The organism is bacterium, assembly GCA_039961635.1.
In the GTDB taxonomy this organism is placed as follows: domain Bacteria; phylum 4484-113; class 4484-113; order JAGGVC01; family JAGGVC01; genus JABRWB01.
The window spans coordinates 1-15,425 of record JABRWB010000027.1; the positions used below are offsets into that span (position 1 = coordinate 1).

General features: G+C 56.7%; 13 protein-coding genes. 8 read left to right on the top strand and 5 right to left on the bottom strand.

Annotated features, from left to right (window positions below; all coding sequences use genetic code 11):
• Positions 1-138 precede the first annotated feature (138 nt).
• Both HRF49_04010 and HRF49_04015 read right to left on the bottom strand, forming a co-directional pair.
• Positions 139-1,533 (bottom strand): dihydroorotase, encoded by a 1,395-nt coding sequence (locus HRF49_04010; GenBank protein MEP0813816.1) that lies wholly within the window; start codon positions 1,531-1,533, stop codon positions 139-141.
• 6 nt (positions 1,534-1,539) lie between these two features.
• Positions 1,540-2,382, bottom strand: coding sequence for a hypothetical protein (locus tag HRF49_04015; protein MEP0813817.1), 843 nt, complete (start codon positions 2,380-2,382; stop codon positions 1,540-1,542).
• Positions 2,383-2,420: 38 nt separating this feature from the next.
• On the opposite strand from HRF49_04015, the gene HRF49_04020 reads away from it, so the two are divergent.
• Together HRF49_04020 and alr are read left to right on the top strand one after the other, a co-directional pair.
• A complete protein-coding gene (locus HRF49_04020; GenBank protein ID MEP0813818.1) occupies positions 2,421-4,280 on the top strand; it encodes an NAD(P)H-hydrate dehydratase in 1,860 nt (619 codons plus the stop codon).
• Positions 4,277-5,401: an alanine racemase gene (gene alr, locus HRF49_04025; protein ID MEP0813819.1), complete on the top strand. Its 1,125-nt coding sequence runs from the start codon at positions 4,277-4,279 to the stop codon at positions 5,399-5,401. The genes HRF49_04020 and alr overlap by 4 nt, the downstream gene beginning before the upstream one ends.
• Positions 5,402-5,422: 21 nt before the next feature.
• Here alr and HRF49_04030 read toward each other — a convergent pair whose 3' ends face one another.
• The 3 genes from HRF49_04030 to HRF49_04040 all read right to left on the bottom strand — a co-directional run bounded on the left by HRF49_04030 (position 5,423) and on the right by HRF49_04040 (position 8,370).
• Positions 5,423-6,052 (bottom strand): TlpA family protein disulfide reductase, encoded by a 630-nt coding sequence (locus HRF49_04030; protein ID MEP0813820.1) that lies wholly within the window; start codon positions 6,050-6,052, stop codon positions 5,423-5,425.
• An 80-nt stretch (positions 6,053-6,132) separates the two neighbouring features.
• On the bottom strand, positions 6,133-7,056 hold the full coding sequence (locus tag HRF49_04035) for a hypothetical protein (protein ID MEP0813821.1): 924 nt from the start codon (positions 7,054-7,056) through the stop codon (positions 6,133-6,135).
• A gap of 66 nt (positions 7,057-7,122) precedes the next feature.
• Positions 7,123-8,370, bottom strand: a complete 1,248-nt coding sequence (locus tag HRF49_04040) for a hypothetical protein (GenBank protein MEP0813822.1) — start codon at positions 8,368-8,370, stop codon at positions 7,123-7,125.
• A 423-nt stretch (positions 8,371-8,793) separates the two neighbouring features.
• Here HRF49_04040 and HRF49_04045 point away from each other — a divergent pair, with 423 nt between their 5' ends.
• The 6 genes from HRF49_04045 to HRF49_04070 are packed head-to-tail and all read left to right on the top strand — an operon-like array spanning position 8,794 to position 15,410.
• Positions 8,794-9,405, top strand: a complete 612-nt coding sequence (locus HRF49_04045; GenBank protein MEP0813823.1) for a 4Fe-4S dicluster domain-containing protein — start codon at positions 8,794-8,796, stop codon at positions 9,403-9,405.
• Positions 9,405-10,340, top strand: a complete 936-nt coding sequence (locus tag HRF49_04050; GenBank protein ID MEP0813824.1) for a CoB--CoM heterodisulfide reductase iron-sulfur subunit B family protein — start codon at positions 9,405-9,407, stop codon at positions 10,338-10,340. The genes HRF49_04045 and HRF49_04050 overlap by 1 nt, the downstream gene beginning before the upstream one ends.
• Positions 10,337-11,263, top strand: a complete 927-nt coding sequence (locus tag HRF49_04055; GenBank protein ID MEP0813825.1) for an FAD-dependent oxidoreductase — start codon at positions 10,337-10,339, stop codon at positions 11,261-11,263. The genes HRF49_04050 and HRF49_04055 overlap by 4 nt, the downstream gene beginning before the upstream one ends.
• Entirely contained in the window at positions 11,256-11,771 is a 516-nt protein-coding gene (locus HRF49_04060; GenBank protein MEP0813826.1) for an NAD(P)H-dependent oxidoreductase subunit E, read from the top strand. Before HRF49_04055 ends, HRF49_04060 begins: the two co-directional genes overlap by 8 nt.
• On the top strand, positions 11,758-13,602 hold the full coding sequence (locus HRF49_04065; protein MEP0813827.1) for a 4Fe-4S binding protein: 1,845 nt from the start codon (positions 11,758-11,760) through the stop codon (positions 13,600-13,602). The genes HRF49_04060 and HRF49_04065 overlap by 14 nt, the downstream gene beginning before the upstream one ends.
• 2 nt (positions 13,603-13,604) lie before the next feature.
• The gene (locus tag HRF49_04070) at positions 13,605-15,410 is read left to right on the top strand and encodes a 4Fe-4S binding protein (protein ID MEP0813828.1); all 1,806 of its coding nucleotides are present in this window, start codon (positions 13,605-13,607) and stop codon (positions 15,408-15,410) included.
• Positions 15,411-15,425 lie beyond the last annotated feature (15 nt).

The following is a 15,425-nucleotide window of genomic DNA, read 5'->3' on the forward strand; positions in this document are numbered from 1 at the left end:
TGATACAATATTCACAAGGCCGGCACTTCAATGGACTTGCGGCCTGAAGGCCGCTGCCTTTGTTGAGTTGCCGGACGGCCCGCGGCGTGAACGCCGCGCTCTTTGTTTGAAATAAATCCGCTTGCGGAAATGGTTGCGCTAGGCCAGGTGCCGGACTTCGCCCGCGACTATCGTCAGCGCCGCCCTGCCCTTCGCCTTCCATCCTGCGAACGGCGAAAACTTGCACTTGGACTCGAATTTATCCGGCCTGACCGTCCAATTCGGCCGCGGGTCGAAAACGGTAACGTCCGCCGGTGCGCCGTACGCAAGCGTTCCCCATCCGCTTTTTACGCAATCCCAAAACTTTTTGCCGCGCGCGGTCAGTCCCGGAACCGCGAGCTCCGGCTTTTTCCGGCTCGCGCGCGACGCGTCCGCGCGCAATATCCGGTACGGCGCCGCGGCAAGCGCGTCGAAAAACCTGGCTTCGCTTATCTCGCCCGTTTGAACTAGATGCTTCCACAAAAGCCCCGCGCAGGTTTCGAGCCCGACGATGCCGAAAGGCGCCAGCTCCATCACCTGCTCTTTCTCGTCGCGCGTGTGCGGCGCGTGGTCGGTCGCGATGCAGTCGATCGTTCCGTCGGCAAGCGCGGCTACGAGCGCGCGCCTGTCGCGCTCGCTCCGCAGCGGCGGATTTACCTTGGCGACGCTTCCCCACTCCGCGACCGCTTCTTCGGTCAATAACAGGTGCTGGGGCGTCACCTCGCAAGTCACGGGGAAGCCTTGCTTTTTGGCCCAGGCCACGATTTCCACGCTCCGCTTCGAGGAAAGGTGGCAGATGTGCACCGGCACTTTCGCGTGTTTTGCGAGCAAAATCGCCCTCGCGACGGCGACGGTTTCGGAAACCGCAGGGATTCCCAGATGGCCCAGCCGCGCCGCGACCGCGCCGTCGTGCATCACTCCGCCCGCGGAAAGAGTGCGGTCCTCCGCGTGGATGCACGCGGTCGCGGGATACGCGCGCAGCGACTGCAGCGCGGCAAGCATCACCCCGGAATCCGCCACGTCGCTTCCGTCGTCGCTGAAAAGCGTCACGCCGCGCGCGGCGAGCGCGGAAAACGCGGCGGGCTCGCGCCCTTCGCGGCCCGCGGTCAGCGCGGCGACGGGCATCACGCGGCAGCTTCCGGCCTCGTCCGCGCGCTCCTGAATGTAGCTCACAACCGACTTGTCCGCGATCGGCGGATTCGTGTTTGGCATGCAGCAAACGGTCGTGAATCCGCCCGCGGCCGCGGCGCGCGTGCCCGATTCGATGTCTTCTTTCGATTCCTGTCCCGGCTCGCGAAGATGCACGTGCAAATCCACCCATCCGGGAGTGACTATGCAGCCCGCGCAGTTGAAAGTCTTGACATCGCCCGAAGACCTACCGCGTCCGGATTTAATGGGAAGCGCGTCCCCTCCCGCGGATACGATGACGCCGTCCGCAATCAACACATCACCAGTTTCGTCCAGGCCGCGCGCAAAATCCAGAATCCGGCCGCCCTTCAGCAGGATTGCAGTCATATCTTTTCAGCCCACCGGCGCGCCGGCAGCGCTCATTGCGTCTTCAAGCGACATCTTGCCCTGCAAATCGGCCTGCGTGCCTGTGCTCGGCAAATCGAGATCGATGAATAGGTATCCGCCTCCGTCGAATTTGGCAATGCGGCTGCGGCCGTTCCAGATCGTCATCCAAACGTACTGGTCGCCGACGTCGCTCCTCATGGAAAGTTTTCTGCAGCGCCAGATGCGCTCCTTGTAACTAATCGTTTCCGGGCCTAGATCCTCAACCGTCACCCAGGACGTTGTTCTGCGAGACGCGATGAAAATGTAAAAATATACACTCGTCCTGCCGCTCCACTGGATCTGGGGCAGAATCGGCAGCAGCTGCTCGAAGTCGAATAGATTTGCGCTTGTGTCCGCAGGTATCGTCTCTTCCGAAATCGCACCGTTGTCACGGCGCTTCGAAACCTTGACGAAACCGGGACCGTAGCTCACGTTCGTGAAATAGTCCGAGCCTCCCTGCGAAAGCTTTCTGCTGCTCCTTACCGGGAGAAGGGATTTCTTGTCCACGATGCAGGTGGAAGCCTCCGCCATGTCCGCGCTTTTGGCGTTGTAACGGATCGTGTAATTCGTCGGCCCGGCCTCCGGATCCAAAACGACCTTGTAGGCGGCGGTTCCAATGCGGTTTAGAGCCTTGTCGTAGATGCCGAAGTTCCATACCGTGCCGTCTTCCCAGTTGGGCGGCTTGAACTCCGCGGGAACCATTTTGGGTTTGGACTGCGCGTAAACCGCGGTCGCGGCCGCCAACAGAAGTGATGCAAGGCCGGCAAGAACAGCCGGGATGCTTCCCCATTTGATGGAACGGCGCTTCATCGGTCGAGGCATTATAGCGCAGGACGCGCGATGCTAAAATGTCCACGATGAAGCCGCTTTTGACCTCGGAAGAGATGCGCGCTGTGGATGCGCGCGCGATTAACGTGCTGGGTATTCCCGCCGATCAACTGATGAACAACGCGGCTCTGCGCGTTTTCGACGCAATCAAAATCAGATTCCCGGAAATGCCTCCGGCGATGATCGTTTGCGGCCCGGGAAACAACGGCGGCGACGGAATCGCGCTCGCGACCTACATGCATCGCGCCGGATGGCCGGTGATCTGCAGGCTTTTCGCAAGAGAAAACCCAAAGCCGCCCTGCGATGTGTTCTGGGCACTGGCGGGAAGGCTGGGGGTTGATGCAAAGAGGATTGAGCCTAAGCCCGGTGTGGCGCTTAGAAAGGCCGCAATCCAAATCGCAAACTGGCGCGGAGGATTGATCGTCGACGCGCTTTTCGGAACCGGCCTTGCTCGCAAGCTTTCACCGGAGTACGCGATGTTGATCGAAGCGATCAATTTGCGCAAACGAGATGGTGATACGTGCGTGGTCGCGATTGATGCGCCGAGCGGACTGTGCACCACGACGGGCCATCTGATGGGTAACTCGGATTTGGACGATTCGACGTGCGCTTTCGGCCATTCCAGACCCAGCGCTACCGAATCGCGAGAAATACATTCGCTTCAAGGGGCTGTGGCCGCGTCGCTTACCTGCACAATCGGGCATCTTAAGCAGGGCTTTTTCAATTGGAACACCGCCGAGCTGTGCGGCGAACTCGAAGTTCTGGATATCGGATTTCCATTCGATTCGGCAAACGCAGCGCGCAGCTGGCTGCTGGAAATAGAAGACGTGCGGGAACTTCTTCCGAAACGCGGAACCGGCTCGCACAAAGGGGCATTCGGAAAAATCCTGGTGGTGGCCGGCGGCAAAGGGATGGCCGGCGCGGCGGCGCTCGCGGCAAAAGGCGCGCTGCGCGCGGGCGCGGGAATGGTCAAGCTCGCGGTGCCGGCGCAAATCGCGCGAAGTATCAAGCCCGGCCCGGAAGTTATGATGGAGGAAATTGAAGAATCAAAGGGAGGGTTCTTCACCGCGGATTGCACGGCGCGCGTGCTCAAGCTGTCAAAATGGGCAGATGTGATAGCAATCGGATGCGGCGTGGGCCGCGCACCGGACACGATGGAATTTGTCAGGCGCGTTGTGTTCGAATCCGGCAAGCCGGCAGTCGTCGACGCGGACGGAATTTACGCATTCGCGGATGCAAGAAAGTGCTCCAGGGTATGCGCAGCTGCGATCACGCCCCATCCGGGCGAATTCGCGGCCGTAAGCGGCTTAACACGGGAGGAAATCGAAACCGATCCATTTACCGCTGTGCGCGCGTTCGCGCGCGAGCGCGGCTTCGCGGTCGCGTTCAAGTGCGGAAGAAGCTTCGCCTGCCATCCTGACGGTACGATTTTCGTTTCTCCGACGGGCAATCCCGGAATGGCCACCGCGGGAAGCGGCGACGTGCTTACGGGAATAATCGCGGGGACGCTCGGCCCGATGGCGGTCGCTGCAAAAGACGCGCCCGCAAAGGAAATTACGGGGGCGGTATTTATGGCTTCCGCGATCGGTCAGTTCATACACGGAATGGCGGGCGACCTTGCTGCGCTGGGATACGGTGAAGATTCTCTTGTCGCCGACGACATAATCGAATTTCTTCCGGACGCGCTTTTGGAAATCCGCGCGGGCAGCGACTTTTCGCTCGGCGCGCGGTTGATTCGCGATTATAAAAGGGAGGATGAAAAACGAATGCGCAAAGCGATAGATGCAGCCAGGAAGGAAGGCAGACGATACGCCGAGCGCAGGCGCAAAAATCCGGAGATGCAGAAAATGTCGGAAAAGAACGAAGGAGCTGCGATTTGACATTCAATCCCGAGCACGCTACGACGACCGCGTACATAGATCTTACGCAGTTCGCTCACAACATACGAACGATCCTGGATTTTCTTGGAAGCACAAGGTTGCTTGCCGTAGTCAAAGCCAACGGGTACGGCCATGGAATAAACGGACTTATTCCTGTTTTCGCGCGCTTCCCCAAAGTTTGGCTGGGTGTGCCGACGTTGGACGAGGCGCTGGAACTTAGAAGCGGTGGCGCGCCGAATCCGATATTGATACTTTCGCATATAAGTCCCGTCCGCCTTCCGTTGGCTGCGGCCAATTCCTGCCGCCTTACGGTACATAATTTGGAACATATCAACTGGTACAAGCGCGCCGCACAGGCGCTTCCGGAGCCGGTTCGTCTGCACTTAAAGGTGGATACGGGAATGTCCAGGCTCGGTATAAAGCCCGACGAACTGGACAGGGCAATTGATGCAATCGCATCGGAGCCCATGTTCCAATTGGAAGGCTTTTGGAGCCACTTGGTCGAATCCAGCATTCCGGGGGACAAGCACAACGAACTTCAACAAAGCCGGTTTGAAGAACTGCTTGCCAAGGTAAAAAACAAATTTCCCTCGCTTTCTTGCGTGCATCTTGCCAACAGCGGCGGTACGCTGAACTTTCGCGATATGCATTACGACATGGTGCGCGCAGGAATCCTTTGCTACGGGCTGTATCCACCCGGATACCGCGGGCCGAAATTGGACATCGCGCCGATTTTGTCGCTCAAAGCGCAAATACACGACATCCGCGTAATTCCGCGCGGGATGGGCGTCTCGTACGGCCATGTCTGGCTAGCTCCGCGCGAAACAACCGTTATAACGGTTCCGATCGGATACGCCGACGGATGGCACCGCTCGATGACCGGAAGGGCGGAGCTGCTTTACAAGGGCACGCGCTGTCCGGTAATCGGCGCCATCACGATGGACTATTTGATGGCGGACGTCACCGGCTTGGAGCCGCCGTCGTTGGGCGAGGAAGTTACTTTAATCGGGCGCGACGGCGGCGAGGAGATAACCGCCGACGAGGTGGCTCAATGGGCGGGTACGATCGTGTACGAAATAACCTGCGGCTTGGGTAGGCGAATCAAGCGGGTTTATCAATAGGCCTTTGTGAATCCGGCCAAATCAAATCCCCATCGCTTTTTTGACCGCTTTGATTAAGCCTTCGCCTCGGAGGTTTTTCATAACAATCCGGCCCTCGGGATTAATCAGGAACGTGTAAGGTATCGCTTCCACTCCGTATATCTCTGTAATTCCCTGGGCCTGGTCATGGTCTATTATCAGCGTGTAGTCTATGCCGTTGTTCTGGGCGAATCGCTTTACCATTTCAGCGCTGCCGGGGCTGTCCCAGCTGATTCCGATGATGTTTAGTTCCGGTATTTCCTTGTGCATCTCCAGAACGTTGGGTAATTCGCCGATGCAGGGCCCGCACCAAGTGGCCCAGAAATCCACGTAGACCCATTTTCCTCGATAGTCCGCAAGATTCACCGGTTTTCCGTTCACGTCTATCGCTTCAAAATCGAACGCGTAAACGGTTTCCTCAACCTCGCTGTTGTGACTGACATTCAAATCGGCAAAACCCTTCGGAAGCGGATCCTTATGCAACTTGATGTCATCGCCAGCCGGTATTGCAGGCGGCGCGGAGGAGGTCGTTCCGGCTTGTGCTCCTTCGTCTTCGGCATCCTTCGAAGGATTGCAGGAAGTAAGAGAATGTAACGCGAAAACGAGCAAGGCAACCATACAAAAAGCTTTCACCATAAACCTCCTTAGGCCGAATGAACCGGCCGGTCAATTTCCGGACAAATACAGAACGAATGTGTTTAACAAACGTTCGGTCAGGATTTCTTCTTGGCCACCCGGACGGTTGCGCCTTCCCTTAGTGTACCTTTCTTTATCGAAACCTTGCATGTCGTTTCGTCTATCACTTTGGATACGACGCAAGAGCCGGTTTCCTTCCACTCGTAAATCACTTTCACGCCGAGATCGGTCTCCAAATATTCGCCCATTACCAAAATGTCTCCGACTTTAAGCCCCTGCGCGCTTCCCAAGTCAACGTAAGCCTCTTTCCCGTTGGCCTCTACTTTGAGTATTGTGCCTTCTATCGGAAACTTCTCGATGACGATGTCCACTATCGCGTTGGCAGCGTCTTCTAGCGCAAATCCGACGTCGCCCGCGCGCTCGCCCTGGCTTCCCGTCGCGCTCGCGCCCTCCTCGGTGGCGACAATCCATGTCTCGCGCTTTTTCTCGCCGTTGACCTGCTCGGAGAAAATTGTCTCGCCCGTCTCTTGATCGCGCATGTTGACCAGAACCTGGACGCTGACGATATCCGTGCCCTTGCCAACTCCGAGGGCCGCGGACAGTCCGCCGCCGCCCTTGGATATGACCGCCACGTTGGCTATCGTCCCCTCGATCACGTACTTTTGTATCTGCAGCCCGCTTTGGTCAAGCGCAGCACCCGGATTGACCTGCGCTGCGATCTGGTTCAACCTTTCGGTTTCTTCCGCCGTTTTCTCGAAATCAAACACGCGGAACTGACCGGTTTTAAGCAACCTGTTTTTAATGTAACTGCGGAAAACCTCTCCCACGTCCTGGATGCCCGCGTTGTACCACCACGAACGGCCGGTCTCGCCGGATGCATCCTCGAACTTGGCAACAAATATGACCTTCTTGCCTTCGTCACCTTCTTTGGTCCAGCCGCAAAACGCATACGCGGTGAGGACCATAGCCGCAAACGTAATGATGAAAACAACTCGCTTCATACCCTTACCTCCACAGTTGAAAAACCAAGAGCCGCAGAAATGCACGGCGCCGCCAAAACTCCAAGGTCAGACCACCCTGCGCATATTGATGGATTGGTTGTCCATCGAGATGAACTCAAGCTTCTGCGTGCCCAGCAAGGCGTTCTTGACATCCTGCATCGAACCCGAATATTCGAATGCAAACGTGCTTACGTTCGCCGAGAAATAATCCGCTTTGAATGCTGAAATGCCGAGAGCCTTGGAAAGCGCGCCCTTGATTGACAAATGATCTTGCTTGCTTGTTCCGGAAATCTTAACAGTCACCACTCGCGTGCCGGCCGAGCCGAAATCGCCGACGATTTTGTACAAATCCTTCGACACAAACAGGTCGTACGTTTTGGCCACGGCTTGGCTTATTGCTTGAGCATCCGAATAGCCCTTCCCGAAATCGCCGGTTTCGGTCACTCCATGCACAACTGCGCCGCCAAGCATCGGGAAATACGCTGCCCAGTACATTCTGGCCTTATATGCAATCCAACCGCCAGACTCCGGACCTTTAATCGGCTGAAAATTCACCAGCAAAAGGGGATTGTTCATGCCGGATGAATAACTCTTTATCCCGCTTTCTATCGCCAAATCGTCCTTGAATACCTGGGAGATCGATCCGGCCATCTGCTGGCCCGAAATATCGCGGCTCGCTACCGGCAATCCTGTAGCCTGTTCAATTCGTGACTTTAAATCCGCACGCGGATCCGATAAAAGTTCGCCGCCCGTCCACTCCACATTCATGACGAGTTCAAGCTTTCCGAACAATGCGTCGGGCGAGAGGCTTTTGCCCGCAATCCTGCCGGCGAACCGGTTGCTGGCGGACAGTATGCCGGCGAAATACTCGTCGCTGGGAGCGGTCGCGGTCGCGGTATCCTCGATTGAACCTGTCGTCACGCTGACGAGATTGATCGTCAGAACAAATACGTTTGAATCCCTGCTGAAACTCCCCGTCACGATATGGGTCGCGCCCACCAACTGCCCCACCTGGCAGAGCGAACCCAATTCGCTGCCGGACAGCGAATTCATATCCACGAATCCGCTGATGTTCAGACGTTGCTCTTTAAGCACATCGCCCAAATGCTGCCGGTCAACCACTGTTACTCCGGGAACGCTGGCAAGCGCACCCTGGATTATCTGCGACACCATCCGACCTGCTTCCTGGTCCGAGCCCGCGAACTCCGTGATGGCGACGTTGACGTTCTCGGCGTGCGCTGCACGGGCAAACTGCCCGCAAAATGCGATTGCGGCAGCTATACCAACCACCAAGAAAAGAAATCTGCGATTCATGGCTCCTCCGAACCCCGAAATTGAATTATAGCAGAATCCGTATATTGGCGCCGCTGTGGTTACAAAACGAATCTTTGCTCAGCATTTTCGTCCAGCGGCATGGAAAATCGCGTAGCGGCATGAAATATCGTTGCTGTTATACGATTGCACAAGCCAAGTAATCAATTTCACAAACAATCTTGAGTTGAATTCAACTTCCTGTAGAACTAACATCTTAATTGAACCACCTGCGGTTTCCCGAACCGATGATTCGCCCGACTTTACAGATTGAGCTTTCGGCCATTCTGCAAAAGGAGAGAGCGTTTTCAAATGCGCATTTCGGATATCCAATATATGAATACCTAAATATAGGATGCGCATATGTGATTCAATTCACAAATAAGCATCGATTCGGTCCTTCCAAAGGTTGTTCCGGAGGCAAAAATGAAGCGTAGTGAGTTGGCTGACGATCGGAGGCTTTCAACCGAAGATCAAAAGCGTCTTTCAAGGGAATTCCTTGAACACATTTACAGGCTGCCTGACGGCGAGCGAATCAAGCTATGCATCCAGTGCGGCACCTGCTCGGGTTCATGTCCGACCGCCGGAAGCATGGAGTTTTCTCCCAGGGAGATCATTGCCGCGTTGCGCGCGGGGATGCTCGACAGGGTGCTTCGCACGAACACCGTCTGGTACTGCACCAGCTGTTATTACTGCACGGTGCGTTGCCCGCAGAAGATCAAGTTCACCGACGTGATGTACGAGCTGAAGCGGCTGGGAATAATGTACGGGCTGTACCCCAAGGACTCCGGGGCGCCGATCTTGTCCCGGACGTTTGCAGAGCTAGTGGACCTTTACGGCCGCAATCCGGAAACGCTTTTGATGCAGAAATATTACTTCCGGGTTGGATTGCTTAAGGCGTTGGATAACGTTTCGATGGCGAAGGACTTGTACTGGAAGGGCAGGCTTGGACTGGCGCCGAAAAAGATCAAGGGAACGGCTCAAATCCAGAAAATTCTCGCCCACGTCCTTTCTTACGAGGCGGAAGGAGATGCGTGATGCGCGATAAAGGGAATGGCAAAATCCGGTTTCCGCGAAGCGAATACCTTTATTATCCCGGTTGCTCGCTTGAACACACCGGCCTGATGTACGACACGTCGGCGCGTGCCGTAATGAAAGCACTTGGCAGCAGCCTGAAGGAGCTGGATGACTGGAATTGTTGCGGCGCGACAAGCTATATGTCAATCCGCGAGCTCCGCGCCTTCGCCGTTTCGTCCAGGAACCTTGCCTTGGCCGAAATGTCCGGCGCGGACCAGCTTGTCACGGTTTGCAGCGCTTGCTTCACAACGCTGGGCAAGACGAACCGTTATTTCCGCGAGGACGCGACGCTTCGGGCGAGGATCAAGGATGCGCTTGCCGCAGCGGACCTCAAATACGACGGCAGCTTGGAAGTGCGGCACCTGCTTGACGTGATCGTCAACGACTTCGGCGTCGAAGAAGTCAAGAAGCGTGCAAAGCGCGGGCTGTCAGGAATGAAGGTCGCTCCGTACTACGGATGCCAGATATCGCGCCCTCACGGTACTTTCGATGATCCCGAAAACCCGTCCAGCTTCGATCCGATACTCTCCGCGCTGGGCGCGGACGTGCTGAGATTTCCGCTTCGCGCCAGGTGCTGCGGCGGCATGCAGATGATCACTTCTTCCGAAGCTGCCATTCCGCTCGTTCGAGATTTGCTTAAATGCGCCAAGGACGAAGGAGCGGAGTGCATAGTCTGCTTTTGCCCGCTCTGCCACGTCAACCTGGACTGCTACACCGGCGCGGTCGAAAGAAAGTTCGGTGAAAAATACGCAATACCGATCATCTACTTCACGCAGGTGCTGGGGCTCGCGCTGGGGCTGTCCGCGAAGCAGCTCGACATAGGGAGGGAGCTTGTGGACACCAGCGCCTTCGTCGAAAAATACGCGGCCGAGGCCGCGGCGGGAGCAAGCGCATGAGCGACGAAAAGTACAAGGGAAACGGAAGGAAGGGAAATGGAAAGGCTCTTCCCCGCGTTGGCGTTTTCGTCTGTCATTGCGGAACGAACATCGCGGGAACGGTGGACGTAGCGAAGGTCGTCGCTTACGCCGCCACTTTGCCCGGCGTCGTCGTGGCGAAAGAGCACAAGTACATGTGCAGCGATCCCGGCCAAAGCATGATCCAGCAGGATATCGAAGAGCACAAGCTTGATCGCGTGGTAGTCAGCTCCTGCTCGCCGCTGATGCATGAATCCACGTTCAGAGGCACGGTGGCGGATGCGGGGCTGAACCAGTTTCTGTTCCAAATGGCGAACATTCGCGAGCAATGCTCCTGGGTGCACGAAGACCGCCAGCTGGCCACGCAAAAAGCGATGAAGCTCGTGCGAGCGGCGGTCGCAAGGGTGATTCACCACACGCCGCTTGAAATCAAGACCGTTCCGGTCAATCCCGCAACGCTGATCGTCGGCGGAGGAATCGCAGGAATCGAAGCTGCGCTCGCGCTAGGCAAGGCCGGACACCCAGTTTATCTTGTCGAGCGGGAGGCAAGCATCGGCGGCAAAATGGCCCAGTTTGACAAAACGTTTCCAACACTCGACTGCTCGGCCTGCATTCTAACGCCAAAAATGGTTTCAACCGCGAAAAACAAAAATGTGACTTTGTTTACTTTCAGCGAGGTCGAGGAAGTATCCGGCTATGTGGGCAACTTCAAGGTGAAGATACGCAAGAAGCCGCGAATGGTGGACGTGGACGCGTGCATCAACTGCGGAAGCTGCTGGCAGAATTGCCCGGCAAGCATCGCGCCGACCTCGCGCAGGATAAAAATCGGCGACCGCGTGATTAAAGAAAGAGTCGGGCACATGCCCGTCACTCCGATTGCGGCAGGAGGCGGAAAGGATGGCTAGAGCGACTTACAATCCCGCAACGGTCAAGGACGAACTAGAGGAATTGTTGCGCGGTTACGAAGGCGACCAGTCCGAAGTGATTATGGTTCTTCAGGATATTCAGGACAAGTACAACTGGCTGCCCCGCGAAGCGCTTTCGTACGTCGCCCGCAAATGGGAAATACCGATGACCGAGCTTTTCCACATTGCGACGTTTTACAAGGCATTCAGCCTGAAACCGCGCGGCAAGCACATCTTGTACTTGTGCATGGGAACCGCCTGCCATGTAAGGGAAGCTCCGTTCATCCTTGATGCGCTGGAGCGCGACTTCGGAATCAGAAACCGCGAAACCACGCCGGACGGCTTGATCACGCTCGAAACCGTCAATTGCGTCGGAGCGTGCGCGCTGGGACCCATTCTCGTCGTCGACGGCGAGATGAAGGGAAACATGACCCAAGCGAAGGCGGGCGGAATAATCAAGAGGCTACGCAAGCAAAGCGCGGAGGAGGCCCAGGATGCCACGGCTTAACTCGATCGCGGAACTCGAAATCCATCGGGCGCAGGTAATCGAGCGGCAAAAGAAGCAGCACAAGGTAATCTCGCTATGCGCGGGAACCGGCTGCGAGGCCTGCGGATGCAAGGATGTACACATCAAGTTCGTGCAGGAATTGAACGCGCGCAATCTGAGCATCCCGGTCAAGCTAACCGGCTGCCACGGATTTTGCGAGCGCGGGCCGATAGTGATCATCCGACCGGCGAACACGATTTACTTCAAAGTTCGCCCACGCGACTGCGCGGAAATCATCGAAACCTCAATCGTCGGCAGCGGCGTAGTAGACAGACTTTGCTACACCGACGAAAACGGCAAGCCGCTTCCCGACGAGCACGATGTACCGTTTTACAAAGACCAGATGCGGATCGTGTTCGGTTTGAACGGTCTCGTCGACCCGATGGAGATAGACGATTACATCGCGCAGGGCGGATACTCCGCGCTCGCAAAAGTTCTTTCAGGAATGGCACCCAAAGAAGTAATCGAGGAAATCAAAACGAGCGGGCTGCGCGGACGCGGCGGCGGCGGTTTCCCCACCGGACGCAAGTGGGAAACGTGCGCAAACGCCAAGGGCGAAAAGCGTTTTGTAATCTGCAACGCGGACGAAGGCGATCCTGGTGCGTTCATGGACCGCTCGATATTGGAAGGCAATCCCCACAGCGTCCTTGAAGGGATGCTGATCGCGGCGTACGCGATCGGCAGCAGGGACGGATTCATTTACGTCCGGCACGAATACCCGAAGGCAGTTCGCACATTCGCCAATGCTTTGGCGCAGGCGGGAAAGTACGGACTTCTTGGAAACAACATCCTCGGCACCGACCTTTCGTTCGAAGTCGGAATCAACCGTGGGGGCGGAGCGTTCGTATGCGGTGAATCAACTGCGCTTATGGCCAGTCTTGAGGGCCGTGTCGGCGAGCCGCGGGCGAAGTACATACACACCGTTGAGCACGGGCTGTACAACCTTCCATCCAATTTGAACAACGTCGAAACATACGCGACGGTGCCGCACATAATCAACAACGGCGCCGATTGGTTTACGAAACTCGGTACGAAAGGCAGCCCGGGAACAAAGGTGTTTTCGCTTGTCGGCAAGGTCAACAACACCGGGCTGATCGAAGTGCCGATGGGAATCACGCTTCGGGAAATCATTTACGGAATCGGCGGCGGAATCCAGAAAAACAAGGCTTTCAAGGCGGTGCAGACGGGCGGGCCATCCGGCGGCCTGCTGCCGGAAGGAATGCTCGACCTGCCCGTGGATTTCGACAAGCTGTGGGATGCCGGCTCGATGATGGGTTCCGGCGGAATGATCGTCATCGACGAAAACAGCTGCGTAGTGAACATCGCGCGGTTTTTCCTTAACTTCCTTAAGGACGAAAGCTGCGGAAAGTGCATCCCGTGCCGCGAGGGCATCCGATACATGATGGATATTCTGGAGCGGATCGAGCGCGGCGAAGGAAAGATGGAAGATATCGACACGCTTGAGGAAATGGCGCATACCGTGGCCGACACTTCGCTGTGCGGCCTCGGAAGCAGCGCACCAAACCCCGTTCTCTCGTCGCTGACCTATTTCAAGGACGAGTATATTGCCCACATACAGGACAAAAAATGCCCTGCTGGTATCTGTAAGGAGCTGATCCAGTACCTGATCATCCCGGAATTGTGCAATGGGTGCGACGTTTGCGCTAAGCTTTGTCCCACAAAGGCGATCACGGGAAAGAAGGATGAAGTGCACGTTATCGACACCAAACTTTGCGAGAAGTGCGGTGCGTGTCTTGAATCCTGCCCCAGCGAAGCGATCGTGAGGAGATAACGATGAACGACACTCCAAACAACAAGAACGGCAAAGAAGAAAAACTGGTCACTTTCAGGATTGACGGGAAGGAGGTGACCGCGCCGGAGCGCAGCTTCCTTTTGAAGGCCGCCCGCGCGAACGGGATAGACATCCCGACGCTTTGCTATTACGAACACATCGAACCGTACAGCGTGTGCAGGATGTGCGTGGTGCAAGTCACGCGCAACGGCCGCCAGCGCATCGTGACCGCGTGCAATTTCCCGGTCCAGGAAGGAATTGTGGTCGAAACGCGCAACGAGAAAATTATCCAGCACCGCAAGTTGCTGATCGAAATGATGCTGGCGCGGCACAGCGAAGTGGAGGTCATAAAGAAGCTCGCGAAGGAATATGGAGTAACAAAAACGCGGTTCAAGTTGCAGCCGTCGGAGGAATGCATCCTTTGCGGGCTGTGCGTACGCGTTTGCAACGATCTCGTACAAGCTCACGCACTCTGCTTCGCGCAACGCGGCCCGGAGCGCTACGTGACGACGCCTTACGACGACTACGCGGACAATTGCATCGCTTGCGGCGCCTGCGTGCATGTATGCCCGACGAACCACATGAAACTGGAGCAGACGGATGGCATAGAAATCCTGTATCCCGAAGTCACGCTCGGCCCGAACAATCCGATACACATCGATTTCATGCAAGCCGTGCCCGCCTCGCCCTGGATAGACACGGCAAGCTGTATTCACTTTCAGACCGACGGTTGCGGCGTATGCAGCGAAGTATGCCCGACGGATTGCATCCACTACGACATGCAGGACACCATCGAAGAAGTGGAAGTGGGCAACATCGTGGTCGCGTCCGGATTCAAGGGATTCGACCCGAAGCAGATGTACCAGTTCGGCTACGGGAAGCTTCCCCAAGTAATGACGTCGCTCGAATTCGAGCGCGTTTCCAACGCGGGCGGCTCGACGGGAGGAAGGATTCTCACGCCGGACGGACGAAATCCGGAATCCGTTGCGATTTTGCACTGCATCGGAAGCCGCGACAAGCATTACAACGAGTATTGCAGCCGCATCTGCTGCATGCAGTCGCTCAAGTTCGCGCATCTGATTCGCGAAAAGACCGGCGCCGAGGTTTACCAGTGCTACATCGACATGCGCTGCTTCGGAAAGGGATACGAAGAATTCTACAACCGGCTGCTTCACGAGGATGTTCACTTTATCCGCGGCAAGGCCGTGGAAGTAACCGATTATTCTCCGGACGGCCTGCCGCCCGGAAAGGTAATGGTGCGCGTCGAGGACACGCTCCTTGGAATCGTGCGCAAAATCCCGGTGGATATCGTAATTTTGTCCATCGGCCTGGAGCCCGCGGTCGGCGTGGATGTTTTGAAGCAAACGCTTAGAATTTCGCGCAGCCCTGACGGGTTCTATCTGGAGCGTCATCCCAAGCTCGCGCCGGTCTCGACCGCGACGGACGGAATCTATATCGCCGGATGCGCGCAGGGGCCGAAGGACATCCCCGACACCGTCGCGCAGGCGAACGCGGCGGCCGCGGCGGTGCTTCAGGTCATTTCTCAAGGCCAAGTGACGCTCGAACCGACGACCGCGGAAGTGATGGAAGAACTTTGCACGGGATGCCAAACCTGCTTGAGCGTATGTCCATACGATGCGATCCGCCGTGACGAGCAAAAAGAAAAAGCGGTCATCAATGACGCTCTTTGCAAGGGATGCGGAACGTGCGTCGCCGCCTGCCCGAGCGGCGCGATCAAGCAGTGGGGATTCGACCGCGAACAGATAATGGCCGAAATCGACGCCGTGCTTGCCGAAGTGGCCGTGTAGCGAAAGGAGATATGA

Coding starts and splice junctions, on each gene's coding strand:
- HRF49_04010 (MEP0813816.1), bottom strand. CDS start 1,533: ATGACTGCAATCCTGCTGAAGGGCGGCCGGATTCTGGATTTTGCGCGC.
- HRF49_04015 (MEP0813817.1), bottom strand. CDS start 2,382: ATGAAGCGCCGTTCCATCAAATGGGGAAGCATCCCGGCTGTTCTTGCC.
- HRF49_04020 (MEP0813818.1), top strand. CDS start 2,421: ATGTCCACGATGAAGCCGCTTTTGACCTCGGAAGAGATGCGCGCTGTG.
- HRF49_04035 (MEP0813821.1), bottom strand. CDS start 7,056: ATGAAGCGAGTTGTTTTCATCATTACGTTTGCGGCTATGGTCCTCACC.
- HRF49_04040 (MEP0813822.1), bottom strand. CDS start 8,370: ATGAATCGCAGATTTCTTTTCTTGGTGGTTGGTATAGCTGCCGCAATC.
- HRF49_04045 (MEP0813823.1), top strand. CDS start 8,794: ATGAAGCGTAGTGAGTTGGCTGACGATCGGAGGCTTTCAACCGAAGAT.
- HRF49_04050 (MEP0813824.1), top strand. CDS start 9,405: ATGCGCGATAAAGGGAATGGCAAAATCCGGTTTCCGCGAAGCGAATAC.
- HRF49_04055 (MEP0813825.1), top strand. CDS start 10,337: ATGAGCGACGAAAAGTACAAGGGAAACGGAAGGAAGGGAAATGGAAAG.
- HRF49_04060 (MEP0813826.1), top strand. CDS start 11,256: ATGGCTAGAGCGACTTACAATCCCGCAACGGTCAAGGACGAACTAGAG.
- HRF49_04065 (MEP0813827.1), top strand. CDS start 11,758: ATGCCACGGCTTAACTCGATCGCGGAACTCGAAATCCATCGGGCGCAG.
- HRF49_04070 (MEP0813828.1), top strand. CDS start 13,605: ATGAACGACACTCCAAACAACAAGAACGGCAAAGAAGAAAAACTGGTC.